Genomic DNA, 26,432 nt, shown 5'->3' with positions numbered 1-26,432 from the left:
GAGGATGTCGGCTTTGATTACAACCTCCCCAGCCCGCTCACCCTTACCACCTCCCTCGTCACCGCCTCATCCAGCATTCCCCGGCCCGTCTCCACTAGAGTGAGCCAGTCCCTCGCGCGGGTGATGCCGGTGTAGACTAGCTCGCGAGTGAGGATGGGGTTGGGGGCGTCGGGGAGCAGCAGGGCAGTGTGGGTGAATTCCGAGCCCTGGGATTTGTGTACCGTCATGGCGAAGACGGTTTCCACTGCCTGCAGGCGGCTGGGTAGCACCCACTTGATGTCGCCGCTGCCGTCGCTGGCCGGGAAGGCGACGCGCAGCAGGGTACGGCCGGGCGATTCGCTGGCGCTGCGGGCCTCGGGCACGGCGAGGGTGATGCCGATATCGCCGTTCATCAGCCCCAGGCCGTAGTCGTTGCGGGTGACGAGCACTGGGCGGCCTTCGAACCAGCCTTGTTCCAGCTCTAGGTCGCTGGCCTTGAGCCAGCCGGCGCGGCGCAGCGAACGGCCAATGCGTGGGTTCAATCCCTCTATCCCCCAGGGGCCTTTCCTCAGCGCACACAGCAGTTGGAAGTGGCCATGGGCGGCGAGCACCTGGCAGGCCCAGTCGTCATAGGGCTGGCGCGCTTCGCCTTCGCCGAAGAAGGGCTGTGCGGGGCGCGCTGATTTCATCAATTCAAGGTAGTGGCCGTAGCCGACCGGTGGCGAGATGGTTTCGCCCCGGCGGTCGTGGCGGCCTTTGCCGCTGTTGGCGAAGCCGGCCGGGTTGCCGTTGACCACTAGCCGATCCAGCGCCGGGTCGTCGGCGTCCGCCAGAGAGAGGCGGGCGATATCGGCGTAGCCCTGCTGGAAGATCTCGCGCACGGCGCGCTTCTTTGCCTTCTGATCATGTTCGGGACCAAGCGGGCGGTTGACCGCTTCGGCGAGCTGGCCGATGCCGCTTTTCACATCGAAGCGATGGCTCACCCGGAGCATGGCGATGGCCTGATCCAGCGGCTGGCCTGCCTCATCCTTGTACTGTTCGGGGATTGGCGTGCCGCTTACCTGTTCCAGCCAGTCGCAGGTGGCCGGGGTGAAGTGGCCGCCTTCGGCGCGTTGGCACAGGTCGCCGAGCACGGCGCCGGCTTCCACCGAGGCGAGCTGGTCCTTGTCGCCGAGCAGGATCAGCCTCGCCCTGGGCGGCAGGGCGGTGAGCACGGAGGCCATCATCTCGATATCCACCATCGAAGCTTCGTCGATCACCAGGGTGTCTAGCGCCAGCGGGTTGCCGGCATGGTGTCGGAAGTGGCGCGTGTCCGGCCGCGAGCCCAGCAGCCGGTGCAGCGTGGTGACTTCGGTGGGGATGCTGTCACGCAAGGTTGAGATATCCACACCCTGTTGGCCCACGGCGGCGGCCAGTTCCACCAGCGAAAGCCCCTGCACCTGCTTGGCGATGGATTCGTTGAGGCGCGCGGCGGCCTTGCCGGTGGGGGCGGCCAGGCGAATGCGTAGCGGGCGTGGGGCCTGCTTGGCGGCGGGTTCGCCCAGGGCTAGCGCCTGCAGCAGGGCAAGCAGCTTGACCACGGTGGTGGTCTTGCCGGTGCCGGGGCCGCCGGTAATCACGGCGAAGTGGGCCTGGGCGGCGAGGGCGCAGGCGGTTTTTTGCCAGTCCAGCTGATGTTGCTCTGGGAAGAGGGCGGAGAGGGCGTTGGCCAAGGTGGCTGTATCGGGGCGCCTGTCGGCGCCATCGCGACTGAAGTCGCTCCCACGATGGTTGGTGGGGGCATCATCGCGACTGAAGTCGCTCCCACATTGGCTGGTGGCATCATCATCGCGACTGACGTCGCTCCTACATTGGTTGGTGAAGACACTTGGGAGGCGGGCGCCGATCAGTCCGCGGATGTCTTGCTCGTACTGCCAGTAGCGGCGCAGGTAGAGCCGCACGTTATCGTCGCGTTCGCTGCGCACCAGCGGGATGTTTCCTGGGCCACTACCGTCCGCCACCAGGGTGGGGTGGTGCAGGGCGGCGCGCCAGGTGGCGAGGTCGAGGCCTGCCAACAGGTCGCTGGGCAGCGGCGGCGGGTCGCTGAGGTCGTCGCCTTCCGGCGGCAGTGAGAGCGCCAGGTCGGGGGCGGCGAGGGTCTGGGCGAGGTCGAGGCAGACATGGCCGCGGCCGAGCTGATGGCTGGCGAGGGCGGCGGCGAGTAGCAGCAGCGGCGAAGCGTCGCTTATCTCGCGCTGGAAAAAGCTGGCCAGAGCGCGGTCCAGCGCGCGCAGCCAGCCGCGCTCTACCCAGCGGTCGAGCAGGGCGAACAGCGCTTGGGTCTCGTGGAGTGCGCCCTGTGCGTTGCCCGGCTCGGCTTGGGGCGCTTCGGCAGCGTCGGGCTCGTTCAGGTCGGTGAACAGGTCCGGGGTGCCATCGTCGTGGTGCTTGCTGCGCTTGCTCATGCCGGCGCCTCCGTTGCCTGGGTGGCGGTGCTCGCCGCTTGGGAGTCGCCCCGGAACAGCGCGTCCATCGCTTCGATCAGCTGGCGCGGGGGGCGCTCGGCGTGCACGCCGCGGCTCTCCGCATTGGCGCCCCTGAGAAAGACGGTGAGCGAGCCGCCGATGTGTTGGTCGTAGTCGTAGCCCGGCAGGCGCGCCTTGAGCAACCGGTGCAGGGCCAGCAGGTAGAGCGCGTACTGCAGGTCGTAGCGCTTCTCGGCGATGGCCTGCTGCATGGCCTGGGGGGCATAGGCGGCGTCGTCCGGCCCCAGGTGATTGGATTTCCAGTCGGCCACGTAGTAGCGCCCCTCATGCTCGAATACCAGGTCGATGAAGCCCTTGAGCATGCCGTTGAGGGTATCGGCATCCAGCGCGGGACGGGTACCTGAGCTGCCATCTGGGTTGGGGAGTGTGTAAGCACTTACGAGGGCGTCTAGCCGGCGGGTGTCGACCTTGCTGGCGGCGAACCAGAACTCCATCTCCACCTGGTAGCTCGTCAGCGTTTCGAGCGTAAGGCTGCCCGCGCCGTTGGGTAGCGGCAGCGGGGCGCCGAGCAGGGTGCCGAACCAGGCGTGCAGGGTATTCAGCCATGGCTGCCAGCCGCGCACCTGGCAGCGCCGGGCCAGGGTCTCCTCGCGCAGGGCCGGGTCGCGGGCCACGCGGGTGAAGCCCAGCTCGCCGGCCCATTCCAATATTCCGTGCAGGAAGGTGCCGGGGCCGGGGCCCCTCGGAAACCTGTGCAAGGAGGGCAGTGGTTCGCTCTGGCCGCTGTCATGGGGCTCTTCGATCACTTCCAGCGCGGTGGCCTCCAGGGCGGTGGCCGGCTCGGCGAGCGGGGCGCCGGCTGTTGCAGCAAGCGAGGTGGCCTGAGGGGTTGAGGGTAAGTCAGTGCTTACTGGGGCGGTCGTAGTTTTAATAGAGAGCATGTCTCCCGAGAGGCGCAGCGCCGAGTAGCTGGCGATCCACCAGTGCTCGCGGGCGGGGCGCGTGGGCGTGAGCGCTTCGCCGAGCAGTTCGTCGCGCTCGCGCTGGGTGACGATCTGGGCGTGGGCCGGCGGTGCCGGGGCGATCTCGATGGCGGCGCAGTCGCCCTTGAGCCGCGTCAGCGCTTGTTCAAACACGCTGGGCCCGATCGGTTCGCCGTTGGCCAGCAGCTGGCCGATGGCGCTGCCTTCGCCGCCCTTGAGTGGGGCCATGCCGAGCCAGGTGGCGTGGCGCGCCCGGGTCAGCGCCACGTAGAGCTTGCGCAGGTCTTCGCCCAGGCGCTCGCGGTCGACGGTGGCCAGCGTCTCCTCGTCGGCCTCCAGGCTGATGCGCAGCCGGCCCTCGGCGTCGTGCCAGCGCAGCGGCGAGTCATCCTTCTTGGTCGGGCGGTGGCTGCAGATAAAGGGCAGGAACACCAGCGGGTACTCCAGCCCCTTGGACTTGTGAATGGTGATGACCTGCACCAGGTCGGCGTCGCTCTCCAGGCGCAGTTTGTGGGTATCACCCTGGCCCTCGGGGTGTGCGATGGATTCGGAGAGAAAGCGGATCAGGGCGTGTTCGCCGTCGAGTTCCTGGCTGGCGTGCTGCAGCAATTCTCCTAAATGGAGAAGGTCGGTAAGCGCTCTCTCACCGTCGCTGGCAGGCCCCCAGGCAAGTAGCCGTGTGGCCACGTCGAAGTCGTGGATGATCTTGCGCACCAGGGGCAGCACGCCCTGGCGCTGCCACAGCCGGTGGTAGTCGCGGAACTGCAGCACGCGGCTTTCCCAGGCCAGTTCATCTTCGTTCAATCTGTCGAGCGTGGCGATATCGAGCCCCAGCACCGGGGTGGCCAGGGCGGTGCGCAGCAGCCGGTCGTCTTCGGGCGCTGCACAGGCGCGCAGCCAGGCGTCGAGCTGGGTAGCGACCGGCGAGGCGAACACCTTGTCCTTGTCGGAGAGGTAGACGCTCTTCACGCCGCGCCGGGCCAGCGCCTGGCGGATCGCCCGCGCCTCGCCTAGGCCGTTGACCAGCACTGCCATATCTGAGGGCTTGAGCGGCTTGAGGGTGTTCTCATCCTTGAAGCCGGTACGCTCCGCCTGGCCTTCGTTGAGCAGCTCGACCATATAGGAGGCACAGCGCTCGGCCATTACGCCGTGGTAGGCGGTCTTGGAGAGCGGCTCGTCGCTGTCGAGCTGCCACAGAGTCATGGCTGGCAGCGGCTGACCCTGGCGGGTAAGTGAGTCCTTGCGTCCTTTCGCGCCGACGGGCAGAAACGGCACCGGGTTACTGCCATCGGCCTCCTTAAACAGGAAGGCACCGGGCGGGTGGGCCTCGGCGAATGCGAAGCAGCGGTTTACCGATTCGACCATCGCCTCGCTGGAGCGGAAGTTGGTGCCCAGGGTGACGTGGCGGCCATCGGTGTCGCGGCGGGCGCGCAGGTAGGTATGGATGTCGGCGCCGCGGAAGGCGTAGATCGCCTGCTTGGGATCGCCGATCAGGAACACGCCGGTCTCAGGCGAGTTCTCGCGGATGCGGTAGACGCAGTCGAAGATGCGGTACTGCACCGGGTCGGTGTCCTGGAATTCGTCGACCAGGGCGACCGGGAACTGGCGGCGGATCTGCGCGCCCAGCGCCTCGCAATTGGGGCCGGCCAGCGCCCTGTCGAGATGGACGAGCAGCTCGTTGGGGCCCATCTCGGCACGGCGCTCCTGCTCGCGGTCGAGCCGCGCGCGGCACCAGTGCACGGCGTGGGTGAGCAGGTCGGCGTAGGGATCGGGCAGGGCGTTGAGCTCATCCTGCAACGCTTCCAGCGCGGCCAGGGCGGGGTGGTCCGGCGGCTCGCCCTTGAGCCAGATCTCTGCCATGCCCTGGGGCGTGAGGCGCTTCCAGGCGGCATCGGTCAGGCTGGGCCAGGTGGCATCGCCCTGGGACCAGTCGTGTAGCGCGCCGAGCCAGTTGACGCGGCTTCGGGCATTGAAGCTCTGGCCCTTGAAGGCCTTCTGCTGGGCGGCCTCTTCGAACACATTGCGCAATTGCTCGACCCACTTGGCCCACGGCGCCTTGAGCTCTGCCAGGCGCTCGGCGGTCTCGCGCTGAGCATTGGCCACGGTGTCGGCCGGGGGCGGGGCGCCCTTGTCGAGCGCATCGCATTCGGGCATCAGGCCGCGCACCGCCTGGTGCAGCTGCTCGGGCGTGCTCCAGTGGCGCACGACGCTGGCCAGTTCGTCGGTGTTGAGCGGGTAGTAGAAGCTGCGCCAGTAGTCGCGCACCACCTCGAGCTCGAGCTCGGTCTGGTCGTTTTCCAGATCGAGGGAGAAGAGGCTGCCGCTGTCGAAGGCGTGCTCGCGCAGCATGCGGTAGCACCAGCTGTGGATGGTGGAGACGGCGGCCTCGTCCATCCATTCGGCGGCGAGCTGCAGGCGCCGGGCGCAGGCGGGCCAGGTGGCGGGATCGTATTGGTCGCGGAGGGCTAGGAGGAGTGGATCAAGACCCTCGCTACGACCTGCTCCCGAAGTCTCGGTGAGGTTCAGGTTCGATTCATGCCCTTCAAGAAAGACTCCCGCGGCTTCCACCAGCCGTGCACGAATCCGCTCGCGCAGCTCCTGGGTGGCGGCGTTGGTGAAGGTGACCACCAGAATCTCGGGTGGCGTGAGCGGGCGTTCGAAGGCAGCCTCGTCGGCCTCCGAGCGGGCGCCGAGCACCAGGCGCACGTAGAGCAGGGCGATGGTGAAGGTCTTGCCGGTGCCCGCGCTGGCTTCGATGAGGCGACTGCCGTGCAGGGGAAAGTCGAGCGGATTTAACTGCGTCACGTCGCTCATGTCGTCTTCCCTCTTCCTTCTTCACCCTTTCCTCTCCGCTCTTCCTTCTTCTTGTCCCCCTTGACGGCCAGGTGCACCGGGGCGAGCAGCCGGTCGGTGAGTTCGGCAAAACCGAGGGCGTCCTGGCGGGCTTCGTAGAGCCGGGTGAAGGTTGCCCAGCGGTGGGCGAGGTAGGCGTTGCGGCCCACTTCGCCGGCGTTGTAGTCGTCTCCCTCGTAGGTCTTGCGGGCAGCGTGCCAGGCGTCGCTGTCGCGCTCACTCTCCGGCGTGCCCAGTTTGCTCAGCCAGACGAAGGCGGTATCGCAGGCCAGCGGCAGCGGCTCGCGCATGCCGGCCTGCCAGGCTTTGACGATCTCGCGCAGGTGGTCGCGGGCGAGTTCCGGGTCGAGCGGCGGCAGTGTCACGTGGCCGGCCTTGGAGAGCAGTCTCGTCGTCATGGCTTGGCCTTCCAGATGACCGGCCAAGTGCGCCACCCAGTGGCGCAGGATGTGTTGCCAGTGGTACTTGCCCTTCTTGATCAGGCTGCTGCTGACCAGCACCAGGCGGCAGCGGTTGCCGCTTGCGTCGCTGCGCAGTTCGTCGAGCCAATCCTCTAGAGGCGGGGCACCGGGCACGTTGAGCTGCACCGGCTCGGGTTCCTCGATGGCGTGGGGCCATGCGTCCAGCGCGGCTTCATAGGCGTCGAACAGTTCCTGCATCGGTTCGGTGAGCTGCCCGCGCATGCGCTCGCCGAAGGCGCCCATGGCCAGCACGCCTTGGCCCTGCAGGCGGTCGAGGGTGGCCAGCATGGCCGGCTCGCGGGGTTGGTGCTCGTCCACGGCGCGGCGCTGCTCGCGGATCAGCAGGTCCTGGAGCTGCCAGTTGCCGAGGCCGTCCAGGGCGAAGGGCTCGTGGTCGAGGCTGACGATGTCTTCGCGCTCCAGGGAGACCTTGAGCCGGGTGGTAAAGAAGGCCTTCGCCGGGTCGCGCAAAAAATTACCCAGTTGGTGCAGTGTCAGCGGGTTCTCATGCTTGAATTCACCCAGGTCGAGGGGCGCGGCTTCCGACGTCGCTTCTCCGTGCGCTTGTCCGTGAATGTCGCGCCACTCGTGGGCATAGGTAAACAGCCGCCGGGTCGAGACGTTGCGCTCGGCCTGCTGCGCTTCGCTGGGGAAGTAGCTGCGGCTGAACGGTTGCAGCGGGTGTGCGGTGGTGAGCGAATCGAGCAGATCAACGCCGTCCGTCGTGTTCCAGCCGGCCTGGAGGTGGTCGCGCAGCTGGCCGACCAGCACCGAGGGCGGTTTTTCGTTGTTGTCGACGATGCTGCGGCCCACCCAGCTCACGTAGAGCTGCTCGCGGGCGGAGAGCAGCGCTTCCAGGAACAGGTAGCGGTCGTCTTCGCGGCGCGAGCGGTCGCCGGGGCGGTAGTCGCCGTTCATCAGGTCGAAGTCCATCGGCGGCTGGCTGCGCGGGTAGTCGCCGTCGTTCATGCCCAGCAGGCAGACGCGCTTGAAGGGGATGGCGCGCATCGGCATCAGGGTGGCGAAGTTCACCGCGCCGGCCATGAAGCGCTGCGACAGGCTCGACTCGTCGATCTGGCCCAGCCAGTGCTCGCGCACCACGGAGAGCGGAAGGTCGCGGGTCAGCCCGGCCTCTTCGGCGCTCTCCTGCCACTCCTGCAGCGTCTGTTCGAGCTGGGCCAGCATCAGGCTGTCGTCGGGTGTGTCGGCAAGAAAGCTCGCCTCCAGCAGGGCGCGCAGGCGCTGCACCCAGCCGGCCACGTCGGTGGGCTCACGCAGGCTGCGCCACTGTTGTTCCAGGGTTTCCAGCAGCGCGGCGAGGGGGCCGGCCAGCGCCGCCTCCAGCCCGCCGATGTCGTCGAAGGGCTCGATACCCTGCCACGGGCCGCTGGCGGCTTCACCCACGGCGTAGCCCAGCAGCAGCCGGCGCAGGCCGAAGGCCCAGGTGTTCTGCTCCATGCCCTGTGGCAGGTCGAGGCTGCCGCGCTGGCCGGCGTTGAGCCCCCAGCGGATGCCGGCGCCCTCAATCCAGCGGCGCAGGGTGGGTACGTCGTCTTCCTCGATGCCGAAGCGTGCGCGCAGGGCGGGCACGTCGATCATGTCGAGCAGGTCGCTCACCGAGAGGCGCAGCTCCGGCAGGCGCAGCAGCTTCTCCAGCGCGATCAGCAGCGGCAGGCGGTGGCGGCTGCCCTGGTCGGAGAGCGTGAAGGGGATGTAGCGCGGGTCGTCGCGCTCGATCTGACCAAAGACCGCCTGCACATGGGGGGCGTAGTGGTCGATGTCCGGCACCATCACGATCACGTCGCGGGGCTTGAGGCTGGGGTCGGCGCTGAAGGCGGCGAGCAGCTGGTCGTGGAGGATCTCCACCTCGCGCTGGGGGCTGTGGGCGGCGTGGAAGACGATGGAGTCGTCGCGGCTGGGGTCCACCGCCGGCCAGGTCTCGCGGGTTTCGTGCAGCGGGCGCAGCTCGCGGATGTCGTCCTGCAACTGCTGCAGCAGCCGGCCGTCCCCTTCGCCCACGAAGGGCTCGAACAGGTCGATGCGCAGCGAGTCGGCCTTGAACAGTGCCTCGTACTGCTGGGCGTCGTCGTGCTCGTCGAGCAGGCGCAGGTAGTCGCGGCCCTGCTTGCCCCAGGCGGCCAGCAGCGGCTGGGCGTGCAGGTGCAGGCTCTCCTCGCCGTCGCCATTAGCGTCAGCGGCGCCAAGGCCGAGCACGTCGAGCCGTGCCGGCATGCCGGCCTTGCGCTGCTGCCGGTAGCGCTGGGCACGGAGCAGGTCCTTGTGCTCGATGATGTCGGCCCAGTAGTGCTGGCAGGGGTTGTGCACGCACAGTACCACCTGGCTGCAGCGGGCGATGGCGGCCAGGGCTTCCAGCGACTGCTGGGGCAGTGACGAGATGCCGAACACCATCACCCGCCGTGGCAAGCCGGCGGGGCGATTGTCGCCGTCGAGCTGGCGCGCCGCCTCGAGGAATCGCCGGTGCACCATGGCGCGGCTGGAGGCCACGCCGTCGTCGCCTACGTCTTCGATCAGCGCGCGCCACAGGGCGGGCTGCCAACGCTGGGTGTCGGGAAGCGCCTGGGCCTGGCCGCGGGCGGAGATCAGCACGTCCTCGCCGCGGCCCCAGGCGTCGAGCCAGTCGGCGCGGTAGACCTGGTACTGGTCGAACAGGTCGGCCAGGCGCTCGGCGAGCTGGTGGTGCTTGCGCAGGTCGTTGTCGCCTTCGAGGAAGCGGCGCAGCGGGGCGAATTCCTCGCGCGGCATCAGCTCCGGCAGCAGGCGCAGCAGCCGCCAGATCAGGTGCGACTTGTCGAAGGGCGAGGTGGCCGGCACCGCGTTGGGGTCGCCTTCCACATGGTTGAGCACCGCGCGGTAGGCCTGCCACAGGAAGCGCGCCGGCAGGGTGACGTCCAGCGCGGCGGCGATGCCGCTGCCGCCGTCGGCCTCGTCGGCGGCCAGCGCCAGCTTCATCCACTGGCCGATGCCGTTGCTCTGCACCAGGATCGTCTCGTACTCGAGGGGGCTGAGCGGATGGCGCTTCATCCACTCCACCGCCAGGCCGCGCAGATCTTCCAGGCGATTGCCGTGAACGACCATGAAGCCGGGCGGTAGGGCGGTGGTGGCGAACGGCATGGTGGGTCCTTGCGGCATACGTGAACCTGGCCATATTGCCATAAATACCGGCTTGCAGTTTTACCGGAGCACCCCCCCTGGCAACCCTGCCTTGAGCATCAGCGATGGCCGCCGTGGCCGCTCGGCAACCGACCCGTTCAGGCTGTCGAGGTGTGATCGCCAGGCGTGTCGCAAATACGGGGTACTAGGTCGGTTTGATGACGCGGCTACTCGTATAGAAGTAGTAGATTCCGTCGATTCGTCAGCCTTTAAAACTACAACGAGTCTCTCTCATGCGCTTACGATTCCGCTCTCTTCGACTGCTCGTCGTCACCCTGGCAGGTGCGTGTCTCCTGGCCGTAACGTCCGCCCTGGTGGGCTATTCGCTGGTGTCCGCTGCGCGCACCCAGGACGTGGTGGCCGAGCATACCTAGTCACTGCTCGAGAGTGGTATCGAAGAGCGACTCTCTTCGCTGGCTCATGCCCAGAGCGAGCGCATCCGCAACGAGCTGGACCGTGCCCTGACACTTGCCAGCCAGCTGGCCCAGACCAATGCCCTGATGGGAACGCCGGGCGACGACGGCCGCCCCCAGCTGCGCCTAAGCCGTGAGGAGCTTTCCCGTCTGGTGCGTCATATGGTGGTCGAGAACCCCGAGCTGCTGGATGCCTATATCGGCTGGGAGCCGGACGCTTTCGGTGCGGATTCTCGATATGCCGGACGCGACACTGGCTTTGCCGAGGGCAGCGGACGCTTTCGGCCCTGGTGGGTCCGTGAGGCGGACGGCAGCATGCGGCTGGGCGTTCTCAACGAGGAGAACATGGAGAGCGAGGCGCCGCTGGGCAACGGCATGCGCCGCGGCGAATACTATCTCTGCCCGCGGGATACGCTGGCGCCCTGCATCATTGACCCAGCGGCCTACGACTATGCGGGGGTCATGCGCATGGTCACATCCTTCAACGTGCCGATCATCGTGGAGAGCGAGTTTCGCGGGATCGCCGGCGTCGACCTGTCGGTGGATTTCACCCAGGAGATTCTGACAGAGGCCAACCAGGGGCTCTATGACGGAGCCGGCGAGATGGCGCTGATCGCCTCGCTGGGCAGCGTGGCGGCCTATACCGCCGATGACGGCTCCCTGGGCGACGCGGCCGGGCAGGTGATGGGCGATGAGGTACAGCAGCGCATTCACGAGGCCCAGCGCAGCGGTGAAATGCAGCGCATAGAGGATGCCGACGGCATGCTCGAACTCTACTTGCCCTTCAGCATCAACGACGACCAGGCGCCCTGGGTGCTGCTCACTCGCTTGCCGCGGGAGGTGGTGCTGGCTGAGCTGGGCGCCCTGCAGCGCACTTTGGACGACCAGCGACACCAGCATCTGCTGGGCATGGTGCTGGTCGGGCTGATTGTCGCCGGCCTGGGGCTGATAGCGATCTGGCTGGTGGGTGGCGGCATCGCCAGGCCGCTGCGGGAGCTGGCCGGGCGCATGCGCGAGATCGCTTCCGGCGACGGCGATCTGACCCAGCGCCTGCCGGTCGATGGGCGTGACGAGAGCGCCGAGCTGGCCATCCAGTTCAATGCCTTTGCCGACAAGATCCACGACGTGCTGCTCGAGGTGCGCATGAGTAGCGAGGCCGTACGTGTCGCCGCCACCGAGATCGCTAGCGGAGGACAGGACCTGTCGCGGCGCACCGATACTGCCGCCGCCAGTCTGCAGCAAACCTCGGCGTCGATGGAGGAGATCACCAGCACCGTGGAGCACACCGCCGAATCCGCGCGTGAGGCCAATGACCTGTCGCAGCAGGCCTCCGATGTTGCTGCGCGTGGTGGCGAGGTGGTGTCCCGGGTGGTGGTGACCATGGATGAGATAGCCGCGGCCTCGCGCAAGATCGCCGATATCGTCACGGTGATCGATGGTATCGCCTTCCAGACCAACCTGCTGGCGTTGAACGCCTCGGTGGAGGCGGCCCGTGCCGGTGAGCAGGGACGCGGCTTCGCCGTGGTAGCCGGCGAAGTGCGCGAGCTTGCCAGTCGTTCGGCAGCGGCCGCGCATGAGATTAAGGCGCTGATCGAGGCATCGTCGGGCAAGGTGACGGACGGAACCGAACTGGTGGGCCAGGCCGGCGCCACCATGGATGAGATCGTGGCCAGCGTGTCCCGGGTTAGTAGCGTGCTCCAGCAGATCACGGCGGCCACCGGCGAGCAGAGCGACGGCATTGGCCAGGTCAATGTGGCGGTCGCCGATCTGGACCGCATGACCCAGGAAAATGCCGCGCTGGTCGAACAGTCGAGCGCCGCCGCCGAGCGGCTCGAAGAGCAGTCGCTGCGTTTGGCCGAGGCGGTGGGAACCTTCACCCTGGCCGGTGCCGCCAGAGAGGCTGCACCATGGCGCCCCACCGCGCTGCCGTCGGCAGGCGTTCGCCGAGTCGAAGAAGAGTTCGGTTGAATTTCAAGCGTTGCCGACAAGATACGATGATGCATAAAAAACGGGCCTCCAGAGTGAGGCCCGTTGCATGATGATTTCTTGTGGCGTCGACGCTACGCCATGCCGTAATCAGCCACGTGTACCGCTTCTAAGTTCGAGGTCCATCTTGAGGCTGTTCTGATCGCTGCTTGCAGAGTGATCGGTATTGTCTACCGCACCAACGAACTCAATGTTGTGGCGATGCAGCCCTTCACTGTTGCCGCCAAGCATCGGGTTGCCCACCTTGGATGGGAGCTGGTCATTCGAGGCGCCTTGATAGCTCGTGCCCGGCTCCTTTTCTACCTGAACAATCCGGTAGCCTTCCATAGTACCACCATGCGCAGGGCTGCCAACCTCGACGCGAGTGTGGGTCTCTTCAACAGCAGAGGCTTGAGCAGCCAGGCCCAGAGCAAGAACGCTGGCAGCAATGCTTTGTGCGATGATCGTGGTGTATTTCATGACGCTTACCTCTCTACGTTACGTGGTATTGCCATGTCGCTTGATCCAAAACCTGCGACATGTCGGCCGTTAAAACCGCTTGTCACTACCATGTACGGCCCGTAGAGAGGCGTAGATGCACTTTCCTGTGTTTTTTATTGAGCGTCAGAACCTGCCTGATAGCAGGAGTGCTGGTGAGGGGGCATTCATGGTGGGCGTGCTTGGCCATGCGTATCTCGGTCGAACGTGGTTGCCTCGGCCAGCAGCCAGTCGATAAAGCGTGCCACCGCAGGCGGCGCCTCGCCGGTAGGGGGCGTCAGCAGGTCGTAGGTCAGCGGTGAGGCGAGCACATGGCGCTCGCCGAAGGGGCGCACGAGAACGCCGCTATCGAGCCGATCCATCGCGATAGGATGGTTGGCCAGCATGATGCCCAGCCCGGCGATGGTCTGGTCCAGGGCCATGCTGAACAGTGAGTGGCGGTGTTGCGGTGGCGCTACCTTGTCGCCGACGCCAGCGGCATCGATCCATGCCCGCCAGCCGGGGAAGCTGATTCCCTGCTGCGACTCCCAGGCGACTTCGAGCAACCGGTGGTTGGCCATATCCGCCGGTTGCATGGGGCGCTCGTATTGCGCCAGCAGAGACGGAGCGCAGACCGGAAACAGCTCATCGTCAAACATCCGGTGGCTTTGCACCTCCGGCCAGGGGCCGCGGCCGTAGCGAATCGCCAAGCGAGCGCCATCGCCTTGCCACGCGGGGGTGGTGAGCGACTGGCTGGCATCCAGGGAGATATCGAGGCCACCCAGCGTGGCGTCGAACTCCGCCAAACGAGGAAGTAGCCACAGCTGCATAAAGGATGGCGGTGCGCTTAGCGTCAGTAGCGGCGCTTGGTGGGCATGCTGGCGTGCGGCCATCACTCCCGCGGCAATCCTTTCCAGGCCGCTGTCGATATCCTTCGCCAGTTGCCGCCCGGCCTCATTCAGTTGCACACCATTGGCGTGGCGCGCGAAGAGGCTGATGCCGAGGCGCTCTTCGAGCTGCTTGATCTGACGGCTGACCGCGCCTGGGGTCACGTTCAAGCGGCTGGCGGCGCTCTTGAAACTCTCCGTTCGCGCCGCCTCGGCGAAGGCTCGCAAGGCGTTCAGGGGTAGGCGTTCGATTTTCATAGGGTGAGTTTTCCTGATCCTAGGCCGTCACGTTAATCGGTTGGTGCCTCCTATGGCAAATGCTCAACTGAGCATTAACTGTCGTCGAGGGGGTGCCATGCGAGATACCAAACGGTTGAGTAATACTGCGGCTATTGAGGGCTTCGCGCCGATGCGTTGCCACTTGGATCTGCAGGCCAGTATGCTGATGGTGCTGTTCTGTCTGGCGCTGGGATTTCAGCAGGTGGCGATCAAGATAGTCGCCACGGATATCTCGCCGCTGGCGCAGGTTGCCCTGCGTTCTGCTTTTGCGGCATTGCTGGTGGCGGCCCTGGTGCATTGGCAAGGGATCCGAGTTGCCGATATGCGCGCCCACCTGGGGCCTGGCATCCTGGTAGGGCTGGGGTTTAGCGCAGAGTTCGTGTTCGTGGCATGGGGGCTGACCTACACCCTGGCATCGCATATGTCGGTGTTTCTCTATACGGCACCGGTGTTCGCAGCCCTGGGGCTGCACCTGCTGGTGCCGGGAGAGCAGCTCAAACGGCGCCAATGGTGGGGCGTTGGGCTGGCCTTCGGGGGGATGGCGTTCGCCATGGCACCCGACACCGAGATCGAGCATGCCGCCGATATCCTGCGCGGCGATCTCCTCGGCTTGCTGGCCGGCCTTTCCTGGGCCGCCACCACGCTGGTGATACGTCGCTCCTCCCTTTCCGAAGCGCCGCCGGTGCAAACGCTGTACTACCAGCTCGCCATTGCCGCGCTACTGCTGTTGCCGCTGAGTGCGATGCTGGGCGACCTGGGCCGCATCCAGCTGAGTGGGGAGGCGGTCGCCAGCCTGGCTTTCCAGACCCTGGCCATATCGTTTGCCGCACTGCTGCTCTGGTTCGCCCTGCTACGGCGTTACTTAGCTTCGCAACTCGGCGTCTTTTCGCTGCTGTCGCCGGTATTCGGCGTGCTATTCGGTGCCCTGCTGCTCGGCGAACCGTTGACAATCAACTTCGTGGTGGGGGGTGTGGCGCTGCTGGTGGGGCTGTTGATCGTGACCCGTTGATGGGTCAGAGCAGACCGAGAGGCACCTCGCCCGCCTCGTGGGCCAGCAGCCACTGCTTGCGCCCCAGCCCACCGGCGTAGCCGGTCAGCCGCCCATCGCTGCCGATCACTCGGTGGCAGGGCACCACGATGGCAATCGGGTTCTTGCCGTTGGCCGCGCCCACGGCGCGCTGGCCGCCCTTGCAGCGCAGCTGTTCGGCAATCTCGGCGTAGCAACGGGTTTCGCCGAAGGGGATGCCGGCCAGCGCCTCCCAGACCCGACGCTGGAAGTCGGTGCCCCGCGGCGCCAGCGGCAGGTCGAAGGCCCGGCGGGTACCGGCGAAGTACTCCTCGAGCTGCGCCTTGGCCTGTGCGGTCAGCTCGCCCGGTCGGGGCGCATCGTCCTCGCTGGCGACGAACGCGACCTCGGTGAGCCCATCGTGATTGGCGCGGAGGCGGATCAGGCCTAGGGCATCGGCACAGGGAGGGCGGTAGTAATCCACCGTTGAACCAAGCGTCACGGACATATCGGCAAGTGACATAGGCATCCTTTTCAAAACACGGGCACGCTCTCATGGTGCCATGAATAGTGGCGTTCCTTTTACGATAGCGCACCGAGGCTTCCCGCATCTGGTTGAGCTTCTCTATCTGAGGTTGTCTCTTTATGCGCCGTATCGATTGAATGAGTGGGCTAGAGGCAGGGAGCCAGCCCTGCAGCGCGCAGGTGATCGAGCAGTTCTGCGACCAGCGGCAGGCTGCCTAATTGGCTGGCAGGTACCCAGCGTACCTCGGCGGCGTCGTCGCCGGCTTGCAGGTCACCGCCGATGGGAGTGGCGGCAAAATCGTGCAGTTCGTAGACGATGTCATCGTCCCAGGCCAGCTGTGTCGTCCAGAGCCGCTGGCCAACCTCGACCTGCAGGCCCGTCTCCTCGAACGCCTCGCGGGCGGCGGCGGCGGGCAAGCTTTCCCCAGGCTCGACTTTGCCGCCGGGTACGGACCATAAGCCTGCTTCGGGCGGGTTAAGGCGCTTCACCATCAGGATGGCGCCATCCTCGCGCTGAATGACCGCGCAAGCCGCTTGTATCGTTTTCATCGTCCTACTCTCTATCCTTGCGCGTGCGATCTGTGTTGGATCGGGCTATGACAGCGTCTGCTATCTTGCCGATTCGGGATCGCATTACCGTCCTGCCGTATGGAAGGTCAGGTGCTTGATAATGGCTTTAGATAGGGCATTGGGTCGAACGATTTATACCACGGATGCGGTCTACGCCGTCGAAGGCGGTGCGATGCTGTAACGTTGGGGCGTCACTCCCGGCGTCTTAGTACCATCCCCGCGTGATAGAGCACGCCGTCGATGAATTCGCCGTCGGCAGTGAAGCCGGTGTCATCCCAGTACTCGATGTAATTGCCGGTCACGCGATAGCGCCCTTCATAGGCGCTCTCGCGCTCGCCGCGGGCTTCGTCGTAGCGATTGGTGGGCAGTAGCTCGTGGCGAATATAACCGTCGTCGGTGACCCACATGCCGACATAGGGGTGGTCTGCCATGCTGACGTCTCCGGATGCATTCTCAGCAAGCACGCTGCTGCTGCTCGTTGAGAGCGTGATGAGTGCCGCGTGAAGCAGCACCCTGAGGTGAGATAAGCGATGTCTGGTGGTCACTGCGAGCTTTCCATCCGGGAGGTGGATCGGTGCTCAGCGAATACTTCTGAAAGCGCTTGGGAGGCGGTAATTGCTCGAGTGAACCCGGCGGGGACGGTGATCATGTAAATGACCTCCTTCAACTCCTCTTCCGAGACCCCGACATTGAGCGCATAGCCGGCATGGACTCGCATGATGCCGGTTTCGCCCATGGCTGCCATGGCGGCGACAGCTGCGAGCTGTCGCGTGCGATCGTCGAGTACATCCCGTCCCCAGACATCCCCCAGCGCATAGGCTTCAGTCGCTTCGGCGAGGAAGGGGAATTCCTCACGCATGGCCTCGAGATTCGCTTGGGCCTCGCCGTTATTGAGATGACGAATCATCTCGGCACCCCGCGCGCTGCGTTCTTCGGTCGTTGCCGCCTGTGCCATGCAGGGCATGACTAGCGCGGCGACAAGGGTAAGCTTGGTGAGCAGAGAGGGGCGTAGCCTGGGTAATGACAGCATGGGATTGTCCTCAATGGCGTTATGCGCTTGCGGTAGGGCGAACCACAATATCGCTGGTGTCGACGTCGTCGGGCTGGGCGATGACGTGAGCGATGGCCGCGGCGATGGCGTCGGGCTTGAGGGCGATCTGGCGGAAGCTCTTCATCGCTTCGGCAGCGCTGGCATCGGTGATGGTGTCGGCCAGTTCCGATTCCACGACGCCGGGATAGACGCAAGTGACGCGCAGATTGTCATGCTCCTGGCGCAACCCGTCGGAAATGGCCCGCACGGCATACTTGGTGGCGCAGTAGATGGCGCCGGTGGGCACCACAAAGAGGCCGCCGATAGAGGAGATGTTGATCACTTGCCCGCTGCCTTGGGCCTGCATAGTGGGCAGTACGGCGGCGATGCCGTACATCACACCGCGGATGTTGACGTCGATCATGCGGTCCCACTCCTCGACCTTGAGCGAGGCCAAGGGCGAGAGCGGCATGACGCCGGCATTGTTGATGATCACGTCGATACGTCCATGGAGCTTCAGTGCGGCATCGGCAAAGGCCTGGACGTCCTCGCGCCGGGTCACGTCCAACGCGCGATACTCTACGTTGCCGCCTTCGGAACGAAGGGCCTGAGCCAACGCTTCCAGGCGCTCGGTACGGCGTGCGCCGATGACCAGCCGATGGCCTTGTTTGGCCAGCAGTTGTGCGGTGGCTTCGCCAATGCCGCTGCTGGCGCCGGTGAGAAGAATGACTTTACTCATGAGAATGACTCCGTATGGGTGGCTTGGGACGACCCTCTTGCGGGGCTCGGATAACGAGCAAGAGCGTCGTTGTGATAAGCCTACGGCGGTGCATTGCACGCCGACAGAGCCATTCCTATCGCGGTGTTGCCTGATCCTATTGATAGTGGGCTTTTAAGGTGTCATTCGCGGGATAGGTTTGCCTAAAATGCTAGGTGAAGCGAAAAAGAGGATCACCGCTTGGCGACACGACCTGCCTTGGATGCCCAAGAGCGAATGATCGAACTGCTGTATCGGCTAGCGCCGCAGGAGGGGTATACCCAGTCGCTGTTGAACGAGGTGCGCTTCATGCGCTCGGACCGCCCGCTGAAACTCACCCCGGTGTTGTACGAGCCGAGCATCGTGATCGTCTGCCAAGGGCGCAAGTGGGGTTACCTGGGCGATGACGTCTATCTCTACGATGCCTTGCACTATCTCGTGCTGTCGGTGCCGCTGCCCTTTGCCTCGGATACCGAGGCCAACCCCGAGGAGCCGCTGCTGGCCATGTCGATTCGGCTGGACATGGCGGTGGTAGCAGAGTTGGCCTTCATGCTGGATCAGGCGCACGCACGTTCAGAGTCGACACCACGGGGCATGCTCTCGACGCCGCTTGGGGAGTCCATGGCGGATGCTACGCTCAGGCTGCTCGAGGCACTCTCTTCACCTACCGAGGCGCAGGTGCTGGCGCCGGGGATCGTACGGGAGATCTACTACCGGGTGCTGGTCGGTGAGCAGGGCGGCAGCGTGCGCGCGGCGCTGGTCCAGCAGGGCCAGTTCGGCCGGATTGCCAAGGCGCTGCAGCGTATCCACGCGGATTATGCTGACGCCCTCGAGGTCGGCCGCCTGGCCAGTGACGTGGGTATGAGCACCCCGGCCTTTCATGTGCACTTCAAGGCGGTGACGCAAACCACCCCTCTGCAGTACATCAAGTCGACGCGGCTGCATCAGGCCCGCTTGATGATGATCCGCGATGGCCTGACGGCGGCGGGGGCCGCGGCTAGGGTGGGATACGAGAGCGCGTCGCAGTTCAGCCGTGAGTTCAAGCGCTTCTTCGGTCGCCCACCCGGCGAGGAAGTACGTGAGATGAGGGCGAGCCTGGCACTTCTGCCGCCTGCTCAGGCGATGGGCCTGGCGCAGCCGCATTGAGGGGGCGATAGGGCTGCAAGGCGCTGGCACCGCAACACGCAAACGGGCCACCCGCATGGGGTGGCCCGAGGTGTGGGCACTGCGCTGGCCGTGTTGGCGGTACGCTATGCTGGCGCTGAACTCAGCCGCTTGTGCCTTGGGTCGGGTTGCCAACCGCGGGGCCGGCATACTCGTGCTGGTCAATCTGCTGATCAGCACGCTGGTTGCCATCGGCCTCAACGCGCTCACGATAGACGCCTTCACGTGTACCGCCCAGGGCCGGGCTGCCGACTTCGAAGGTGGTGCGGTAGGACTGAGCGCCCTGGCTTTCGCTGGCTTGGTCGCCCGCTGCCTCTACACGATACTCATGGACGCCTTCCCGCGTGCCGCCGAGTGCCGGGCTGCCGACCTCGAAGCGAGTCTGGGTAGCGTCGGCGGCGGTGGCTTGGGCGGCCAGGCCCATGACCAGGACGCCAGCGGTGACGGCTTGCATGATGATAGTGGCGTATTTCATGGCATCTACTCCTCTCATTGAGTGATATCCGCGCTACCGAGGCGTTTCCCGCTCGCGTCGCGTAAGCGCAATGTGTCGCGAGGGATGCCCCGGGGGGCGGCATATCGGTCGCTGTGACCGTGAGAGAAATAGTAGCGGTGGGCGGCGATGGTCAGTAGGCGTATTTGTCGCTAAGAATTGCTCGATACTGTCAACTTCGCATTTTTTCGCTATTTGTCGGGATATATTTCCATGAGAGATAGATTTTACGGATGATCATGATTGCTTTGCTCTATGGATGCCGATAACCAGCGCCAATCGCCAGCGCTGGCACAGCCGCCTCTGGCAATCGGCGGATCGGTCCGGCATGCCCTTTCGCCGCCCGAGGTTATTTCGCCATGAGCGACTATCCTACTGGGTAGGCCTCACGCCGCAGTGAGGCCATCTGATGCAGGATCGCATCTCCGTGCCGCCCCGGTTAGCGAGCAGCACGGCCACAAAGGAACTGACACCATGATAAAGCGTGCTTCCGCGGCCCCGGGCCGTGCTCAGGAACTGTGGCGCCAGTCCGCCACGACATTGGCAGCGCTCATCAGAGCCGGGGATGTATCGAGCCGTGAGGTGATCGATGCGCATCTGGTGAGGATCGAGGCGGTCAACCCGCTGCTCAATGCCGTCACCGTGATGTTGCAAACCCAATCTCGTGAGGCGGCAGACGCGGCAGATGCGTTTCGCAAGAAACATGGGAAACGCCATCTGCCGGCGCTGCACGGGGTGCCAATTACCGTGAAAGAGAACATCGACTGCGTCGGTACCCCGACCACCTTCGGCCTGGCGGCGAACGCCGATGCGCTGCCTGAGCGGGATGCGCCGGTGATTGAGCGGATGCGCGCCGCCGGCGCGATTCCCATTGGGCGCACCAACATGCCTGAAATGGGCCTGCGTATATCGACCAGCAACCCGTTCAGGGGGCTGACGCGCAATCCGTGGAACGCGCAGCTGACCGCCGGAGGCAGCAGCGGCGGCGAAGGCTCGGCGGTGGCGTCCGGCATGTCGCCACTCGGCATCGGCAACGACATCGGTGGATCGCTGAGAAACCCTGCGTTCTGCTGCGGTGTGGCGGCATTGAAGCCGACCCAGGGGCGCGTTCCTTTTGGGAGTGCCGGCGATGGCTTCCTGAGTGCCCAGGTAATGCTGACCGATGGCCCCATCGCCCGCAGCGTCAGCGATCTCAGGCTTGCACTGGAGCAGATTCACGGCCAGCACATGCGTGATCCTCGCTCGGTGACGGTAGCGCTGGAGGGGCCGCGAGTGCCACGCCGCGTGGCCATGGTGACATCGCTGCCCGGCAGTGTCGTTGACCAGAGCATTGTCGCCAGCGTGCGGGCGGCAGGCGAGGCGCTTGCCGCTGCCGGCTATCAGGTAGAGGAGGCGATACCGCCGGAAATCGAGCTGATCAATCACCTCTGGACACAGTTCCAGATGTCCGACCTGAACCTCACCGCCGCGTCAATACGCCCGATGCTCAGTGCGGAGGCCGCCATGCTGATGGATGCCCTGATTGCCAAGATCGATCCGGCGGTAACGCATGCCGCGCTCCATCAGGAGCGTTCGCGCATCGGCCGCGCCTGGCTGGGGTTCTTTGCGGACTATCCGCTCGTGCTGGGGCCCGTCTGGCCGTCGGCACCCTTCGAGCACGATGCCGACGTGGCATCGACCGCCGGCGCTGACCTGATGCTGGGCATGCAGTGGTTCGTGACCCCCGGCAATCTGCTCGGCATTCCGGCGGTCGTCGTGCCGACACGGCCGATCGACAGCGCACCGATGACCGTCCAGCTCTACGCCGATCGCTTTCGCGACGACCTGGTGCTGGAGGCTGCCGGGGTCATCGAGTCTGCGTTTGGTCCCTGCACACCGGTAGATCCGTTCGTGGCCTAGCTCGGCTCACAGCTCGCCGGCCAGTTTCTTTTTCACCAGCTCGAGGCGGTCCTGGCCCCAGAAGGGTTCGCCATCCACGTCGTACCAGGGGGCGCCGAAGCAGCCGGCGGCGATGGCCTGCTCGCAGGCGTCATCGAGGCGCCGCTGACCCTTTTCCGCTTCTGATGCCTCCAGCAGGGCCTTGCCATCCAGGCCGAAGGCCGCGGCGAGCTCGCTCAGGGTGGCGAGATCGGCGACGTCGCGCTCTTCGTGCCAGCAGGCACGCAGGATGGCCAGCGACAGCTGGGCGACATCGTGCCCCTGCGCCTTGGCCGTCAATACCATGCGTGCCGCCGGGCGATCATCGGTGGGGAAGTGCTTGGGCGCCACGTTGAGCGGCACGCCGCGCAGCTGTGGCCAGCGTTTCAGCTCCGCCATGCGATAGGCCTGGCGCTCCGGAGCCCGCTTGGGCAGGGGGACGCCGCCGGTTCGCGGGAAGACGGCACTCAGGGTAATCGGCACGTAGTCGATGGTCGCGCCGTATCGAGAGGCGATCTCGCCAATCTTGGCGTGGCCAAGGTAGGACCAGGGGGATACCTGGCTGAAGTAGTAGGTGATGTGCTTGGGCATGGTGATGTCCCTGGAGTGGATGCGCTGAGTCAGCGCAAGGTGGGATGAGTGTAGCTGCGCTGGGGGGAGGGCGCTCCTGATCAAGGCTGCCGTGATGTGCCCAGGCAGACGAGCACGCGGCGTCAGCGGCTCCAGAGCTGCAGGGTGAGATAGCTGCGCCACGGCGCGGCGTGCTGCGGGTCGGCGTCTTGAAGGGCTGGCAACGCCTTGCGAATACCCAGGTCGCCGCCTAGCCAGATATCCGGGTGCGAGGTGCCGCGCAGGGTGGCGTAGTCGGCGCTCCACGGGCCGATGCCCTTGAGAGTGGTCCAGGCACGCGGATCCTCGCTGGCCTCTCCGCCGGCATGCCAGGCAGCGAAGCGGCGCAGCGTCTGGCGCCGGGCATCGGGCATGCCGAGAAAGGCCAGCTCACTCGCGGCGATCTGCTCGGCGCTGGGGAAGTGGCGCTGGCCGTCGGCCTCGGCGTCGCCCAGCTCGCTGACCAGGATGGTGACCAGGCGCCGGGCCGCCGCCACCGAGACCTGCTGGCCGAGGATCGCTCGCACCCCGGCTTCGAATGCCGTCCAGGTGCCAGGCAGGCGCAGCCCCTCCACCAGGGCCAGCCCAGGCAGCGCCTTGGCCAGGTGCGACTCTATCAGTGCCGTATCGGCGTCAAGGTCGAGCACGCGGCGGATATTACCTATTACCGGGTCGAGCACCGCGGGGGCGTCGAGCTGCAGATGAACCTCGAAGGCGTGTCGATCTGGGCGGTGAACAGCGCTGAAGCGGCCGCGGGCCTGGCCCCACTGAATGGTCCGGCCATAGCGGTCTTCCTCGACCCACTCCAGGCCATGAATGGCGCGCTTGGCATGGAAGTCGCGCAGCGTCTGCCAGGCATAGGGCGGGCGGTAGGCGAGCTCAATACGCTGCGATACAGCAGGTTCGCCGGCGTAGCCGCGAGCGTCATTCATCATCAGGGGCACCAGTGGAGTGAATCGTTTGCGCCAGTGTAGCCCGAGATGCCTGCGCAATTTGAAGATGTTCATCTCTTCTTTATTAGTAACAATCCTGTGTTTAGGGGGCATCACCGGGTAATTGACAAAGATTTCCGGGAAATCGGCAAGTGTCTTTCGTGTCAGCTCACTAGGCTCTTAACAGGAGCCGAAAGCCATGGCGATACGATTAAACGGCATACCTTTAGCAGGCAAAGATAATCACAGAAATGCCCGTGAATCAGTTCGCCAAATATCCGCCAAGGGCTCCTGGGAAGTAGGGTGACTGTCGCGTCGGACGGTTGTTTTTCCCCTTTCTTGACAAAAACATGAAGAGTATCGAGGAATTAATGATGACGCCTAAAATGTCGAAAATCAGCGTGGCGATCAGTGCCGCCATGATCTCCACCGCCATGCTGTCTACCTCTGCTGCCGCATCAGACGCAGAGTCACTGCTGGGAAGCGATCCGATCCGTATTGTGATGCCCTATGGTGCAGGGGGGAGTACCGACATTACCGCGCGAATTATTGCCGCCAACGCCGCGGAATATTGCGGCACGCGTATCGATGTGGTCAGCATGCCGGGGGCCGGCGGCATGGAGGGGCTGCAGTTCGTTGCCGATGCTGAACCTAACGGCCATACCATCCTGATGGCGGACTACTCCGCGACCATTACCCAGACCCTTACCGAAGACACCGACTGGGAGGTGGAGGACTGGGCGCCGATCGTTCACCTCACCGATTGGAAGCCCACCGTCTACGTCAAGGCCGACCACCCCATCCAGAGCATCGAAGACTGGATCGAACTGGCAGAAGCTGAGCCCAATACCCTGATCTTCGGCCACGCCGATCCGCTGAGCCTGGTGCACCTACCGCTGGTGCTGCTGGAGATGGAAACCGGTATCCAGAACGTGCACCTGCCGACCACCGGTGGCGGCGAGACCCGCACCATGATCCTTGGCGGCCACGCCCACCTGGGCATGACGCTGCCGCCGTCGATCGTCTCCAACGTGGAAGAGGGCGAAGTCACCGCCATCGGCGTATTTGCCGACGAGCGCTCCGACGTGCTGCCCGACGTGCCGACCTTCCAGGAAGCCGGCTATGACGTCTCCTTCGAGGCGCCGCTGCTGGTCTACACCTTCTCCTCGGTCTCCGACGAGATTCAGCAGGCACTCGCCGACTGCATCATGCAGGGCCTCGAGACCGAGACCGCGCAAACCATGTCCAACCAGGCCTCCGCCGGGCTGAACAACGTTCAGGGCCGCGAGAGCGCACAGCAGATCTACCGCGAGACCACCGAGCGGGTACAGGAAGTGCTTGCCGCCATCGAGCAAGACTGACGCCGGGCGCCGAGGAAGCCGGTCCTGCCGGCTTCCTCTGTGTGCGTGATCCTTTCTGGCTCCTCGGAGAGCACCGATGCTTGATCTTGTCATTGAGGCCAGTGCGCTGGCCTTTCATCCTTATGTGTTGATGTATGTGATGCTGGGAGTGCTGCTGGGCATCACCCTCGGCGCCATTCCTGGCCTGTCGGGGGATATGGCCATCGCCCTGCTGCTGCCGTTCGTGTTTTTCCTGGAGCCGGCCATGGCCATGGGCCTGCTGGTGGGGATCTACAAGGGCGGGCTGTTCGGTGGCTCGATTGCTGCCATATCGTTCGGCGTGCCGGGTACGCCGGGGGCGGCGGCCACCAGCATCGATGGCTACCAGGCCAAGCTCAAGGGCAAGCCGAGCAAGGCGCTGCATACCGCGCTCTACTCCTCGGTGATCGGCGACACCACCAGTGACCTGGTGCTGATCTTCATTGCCGTGCCGCTGGCGGCGGTGGCGCTGAGCTTCGGGCCCATCGAATTCTTCGCCCTCTACGCCTTCTCGCTGATGCTGATCGCCGCCCTCAGCCAGGGCATGGTGGCCAAGGGGCTCGCCGTGGCGGCCATCGGCATCCTGCTGGCGATGATCGGGCGCGATCCGATCACCGGCTCGGCGCGGCTGACCTTCGGCATGCCGGGCCTGTCGGGAGGCTTGAGCCTGATCCCGGTGCTGATCGGGATCTTTGCGATCTCCGAAGTGGTGGTGCAGGGCGCCAAGCTGTGGCGGCGCAAGGTCGACAAGCTGATGGACGACGTGGCCGAGCAGGCCAGCCTGCTGCAGGGCTACGATATCCGCAAGGATCAGCTGTCGTGGGTGGAGTTCAAGTCGACCCTCAAGGCCACCTACATCGGCGCGGCGGTAGGCACCTTCATCGGGGCGCTGCCCGGCGCTGGGCAGTCGCTGGCGGCCTTCATGAGCTACGGCCTGGCGCAGCGCTTCTCACGCAAGCCGGAGGAGTTCGGCAAGGGCTCGCTGGAGGGTATCGCCAGCGCCGAGTCGGGCAACAGCGCCACCGCCGGTTCGACCTTCATTCCGCTGTTCGCCTTCGGCATCCCCGGCAGTGCCACCGCGGCGCTGTTTGGCGCGGCCTTCATCCTGATGGGCATGACCCCTGGGCCGAGCCTGCTCAACGACAATACCGAGATCATCTACGCGCTGTTCTTCACGCTGATCTTCGCCAACCTGGTGAACCTGGTGCTGGGCAAGGTGCTGCTGCCCTACTATTCGCGGATCGCCATGATCCAGCCGGGCTACCTGATACCCGCCGTGTTCATCCTGGCCATCGTCGGCACCTACGCCGCCAACAACTCGGTGGTGGACGTCTGGGTGCTGCTGTTCGCCGGGGTGCTGGGGGTCACGCTGCGCCTGCTCAAGTTCCCGCTGGCGCCGCTGGTGCTGGGCTTCATCATCGGCCCGGGGGCCGAGCGTGCCCTGCGGCAGTCGATGATCATGGGCGGCGGTGACTGGTGGGTGCTGGTCAGCAGCCCGATTGCCATCGGCTTCTATGTGGCGGCGGTGGTGCTGATCCTGCTATTCACCTTTGCGCTGAGGGCCAAGAAATGAACCGCACCATGGTGAGAGAGTTGCTGTCGGTGGCCCTGATGCTATCGCTCGGGGTGGCCGGCCTGCTGCATATCCAGTATGGCAACTGGCGGGTTGCGCCGCTGGTGCCGTCCTACATCATGCCGCAGACCGCCTACTACTTCCTGATCGCCTCCGGGGTCTGGGTGCTGGCCATGCTGGGCCTGGAGGCCAGGCGGCGCCGTCAGGGGCAGGGGGCCGATGAGGGCCCGGCACAGGACCTGCTAGCGATTGGCCTGGCTTCGGGGCTGATGCTGGGCGGTGCCGTGGTCTATTTCTGGATGGTGCTCAATCTCGGCTTGATCGTCTCGACCTACCTCTACAATGCCGTGCTGATCGCCGTGCTAGCCCCCGGGGCGCGGCTCAAGAGCATCCTGCTGGTACCGGTGCTGGTGGCGGCGGCGGTATGGGTGCTGTTCATCCAGATGATCGGTATCACCTTGCCCCCCTCGCTGCTGTTCTGACGCCGAGCGGCACCCATCGGCCAGCCAGCGCCTGGCGCAGCGGGTGGGTGCCATCAACGCAG

Annotated in this window: 20 protein-coding genes; 7 read left to right on the top strand and 13 right to left on the bottom strand. The window is 65.3% G+C overall.

Features of this window, described 5'->3' with window-relative positions:
• Positions 1-17 precede the first annotated feature (17 nt).
• The 3 genes from recD to recC are packed head-to-tail and all read right to left on the bottom strand — an operon-like array spanning position 18 to position 9,873.
• Positions 18-2,423, bottom strand: coding sequence for an exodeoxyribonuclease V subunit alpha (gene recD / locus QC821_RS15090; RefSeq protein WP_309723191.1), 2,406 nt, complete (start codon positions 2,421-2,423; stop codon positions 18-20).
• Entirely contained in the window at positions 2,420-6,241 is a 3,822-nt protein-coding gene (gene recB / locus QC821_RS15085) for an exodeoxyribonuclease V subunit beta (protein ID WP_309723189.1), read from the bottom strand. The genes recD and recB overlap by 4 nt, the downstream gene beginning before the upstream one ends.
• A complete protein-coding gene (recC, locus tag QC821_RS15080) occupies positions 6,238-9,873 on the bottom strand; it encodes an exodeoxyribonuclease V subunit gamma (RefSeq protein WP_309723186.1) in 3,636 nt (1,211 codons plus the stop codon). The genes recB and recC overlap by 4 nt, the downstream gene beginning before the upstream one ends.
• Positions 9,874-10,412: 539 nt before the next feature.
• Here recC and QC821_RS15075 point away from each other — a divergent pair.
• Entirely contained in the window at positions 10,413-12,293 is a 1,881-nt protein-coding gene (locus tag QC821_RS15075; RefSeq protein ID WP_309723183.1) for a methyl-accepting chemotaxis protein, read from the top strand.
• A gap of 108 nt (positions 12,294-12,401) precedes the next feature.
• Here QC821_RS15075 and QC821_RS15070 read toward each other — a convergent pair whose 3' ends face one another.
• On the bottom strand, positions 12,402-12,770 hold the full coding sequence (locus tag QC821_RS15070) for a hypothetical protein (RefSeq protein ID WP_309723180.1): 369 nt from the start codon (positions 12,768-12,770) through the stop codon (positions 12,402-12,404).
• 185 nt (positions 12,771-12,955) lie between these two features.
• Positions 12,956-13,912: a LysR substrate-binding domain-containing protein gene (locus QC821_RS15065; protein WP_309723178.1), complete on the bottom strand. Its 957-nt coding sequence runs from the start codon at positions 13,910-13,912 to the stop codon at positions 12,956-12,958.
• A gap of 97 nt (positions 13,913-14,009) precedes the next feature.
• Between QC821_RS15065 and QC821_RS15060 the strand changes: the two genes are divergently transcribed.
• Positions 14,010-14,942, top strand: coding sequence for a DMT family transporter (locus QC821_RS15060; protein ID WP_309723175.1), 933 nt, complete (start codon positions 14,010-14,012; stop codon positions 14,940-14,942).
• Positions 14,943-14,946: 4 nt separating this feature from the next.
• Here QC821_RS15060 and QC821_RS15055 read toward each other — a convergent pair whose 3' ends face one another.
• The 5 genes from QC821_RS15055 to QC821_RS15035 form a co-directional block, all read right to left on the bottom strand.
• Positions 14,947-15,462 (bottom strand): methylated-DNA--[protein]-cysteine S-methyltransferase, encoded by a 516-nt coding sequence (locus tag QC821_RS15055; RefSeq protein ID WP_309723173.1) that lies wholly within the window; start codon positions 15,460-15,462, stop codon positions 14,947-14,949.
• A gap of 149 nt (positions 15,463-15,611) precedes the next feature.
• Entirely contained in the window at positions 15,612-16,013 is a 402-nt protein-coding gene (locus QC821_RS15050; protein ID WP_309723170.1) for an NUDIX domain-containing protein, read from the bottom strand.
• 212 nt (positions 16,014-16,225) lie between these two features.
• Positions 16,226-16,465, bottom strand: a complete 240-nt coding sequence (locus QC821_RS15045) for an Atu4866 domain-containing protein (RefSeq protein ID WP_309723168.1) — start codon at positions 16,463-16,465, stop codon at positions 16,226-16,228.
• A gap of 110 nt (positions 16,466-16,575) precedes the next feature.
• On the bottom strand, positions 16,576-17,064 hold the full coding sequence (locus QC821_RS15040; protein ID WP_309723165.1) for a carboxymuconolactone decarboxylase family protein: 489 nt from the start codon (positions 17,062-17,064) through the stop codon (positions 16,576-16,578).
• Between the two features lie 19 nt (positions 17,065-17,083).
• A complete protein-coding gene (locus QC821_RS15035; protein ID WP_309723162.1) occupies positions 17,084-17,803 on the bottom strand; it encodes an SDR family oxidoreductase in 720 nt (239 codons plus the stop codon).
• A gap of 219 nt (positions 17,804-18,022) precedes the next feature.
• Between QC821_RS15035 and QC821_RS15030 the strand changes: the two genes are divergently transcribed.
• Positions 18,023-18,967: an AraC family transcriptional regulator gene (locus QC821_RS15030; protein ID WP_309723159.1), complete on the top strand. Its 945-nt coding sequence runs from the start codon at positions 18,023-18,025 to the stop codon at positions 18,965-18,967.
• A gap of 121 nt (positions 18,968-19,088) precedes the next feature.
• Here the strand turns inward: QC821_RS15030 and QC821_RS15025 are convergent, their stop codons facing one another.
• A complete protein-coding gene (locus QC821_RS15025) occupies positions 19,089-19,460 on the bottom strand; it encodes a hypothetical protein (protein WP_309723156.1) in 372 nt (123 codons plus the stop codon).
• Positions 19,461-19,952: 492 nt separating this feature from the next.
• On the opposite strand from QC821_RS15025, the gene QC821_RS15020 reads away from it, so the two are divergent.
• Complete coding sequence (locus QC821_RS15020; protein ID WP_309723154.1) at positions 19,953-21,377, top strand: amidase; 1,425 nt, start codon at positions 19,953-19,955, stop codon at positions 21,375-21,377.
• 6 nt (positions 21,378-21,383) lie between these two features.
• Here the strand turns inward: QC821_RS15020 and QC821_RS15015 are convergent, their stop codons facing one another.
• Both QC821_RS15015 and QC821_RS15010 read right to left on the bottom strand, forming a co-directional pair.
• Complete coding sequence (locus tag QC821_RS15015) at positions 21,384-21,986, bottom strand: 2-hydroxychromene-2-carboxylate isomerase (RefSeq protein ID WP_309723151.1); 603 nt, start codon at positions 21,984-21,986, stop codon at positions 21,384-21,386.
• Between the two features lie 122 nt (positions 21,987-22,108).
• Positions 22,109-22,939, bottom strand: a complete 831-nt coding sequence (locus QC821_RS15010) for an AlkA N-terminal domain-containing protein (protein WP_309723148.1) — start codon at positions 22,937-22,939, stop codon at positions 22,109-22,111.
• 371 nt (positions 22,940-23,310) lie between these two features.
• Between QC821_RS15010 and QC821_RS15005 the strand changes: the two genes are divergently transcribed.
• The 3 genes from QC821_RS15005 (at position 23,311) to QC821_RS14995 (ending at position 26,370) form a co-directional block, all read left to right on the top strand.
• Positions 23,311-24,297: a tripartite tricarboxylate transporter substrate binding protein gene (locus tag QC821_RS15005; RefSeq protein ID WP_309723145.1), complete on the top strand. Its 987-nt coding sequence runs from the start codon at positions 23,311-23,313 to the stop codon at positions 24,295-24,297.
• Between the two features lie 76 nt (positions 24,298-24,373).
• The gene (locus QC821_RS15000) at positions 24,374-25,888 is read left to right on the top strand and encodes a tripartite tricarboxylate transporter permease (RefSeq protein WP_076749050.1); all 1,515 of its coding nucleotides are present in this window, start codon (positions 24,374-24,376) and stop codon (positions 25,886-25,888) included.
• The gene (locus QC821_RS14995) at positions 25,885-26,370 is read left to right on the top strand and encodes a tripartite tricarboxylate transporter TctB family protein (protein ID WP_309723142.1); all 486 of its coding nucleotides are present in this window, start codon (positions 25,885-25,887) and stop codon (positions 26,368-26,370) included. Before QC821_RS15000 ends, QC821_RS14995 begins: the two co-directional genes overlap by 4 nt.
• The last annotated feature ends 62 nt before the right edge of the window (positions 26,371-26,432 follow it).

Origin of the sequence: Franzmannia qiaohouensis, assembly GCF_031451695.1 — a bacterium.
GTDB classification, from domain to species: domain Bacteria; phylum Pseudomonadota; class Gammaproteobacteria; order Pseudomonadales; family Halomonadaceae; genus Franzmannia; species Franzmannia qiaohouensis.
The sequence above is the reverse complement of the archived record's forward strand: the minus strand, read 5'-3'. Positions and strand labels throughout refer to the sequence as shown.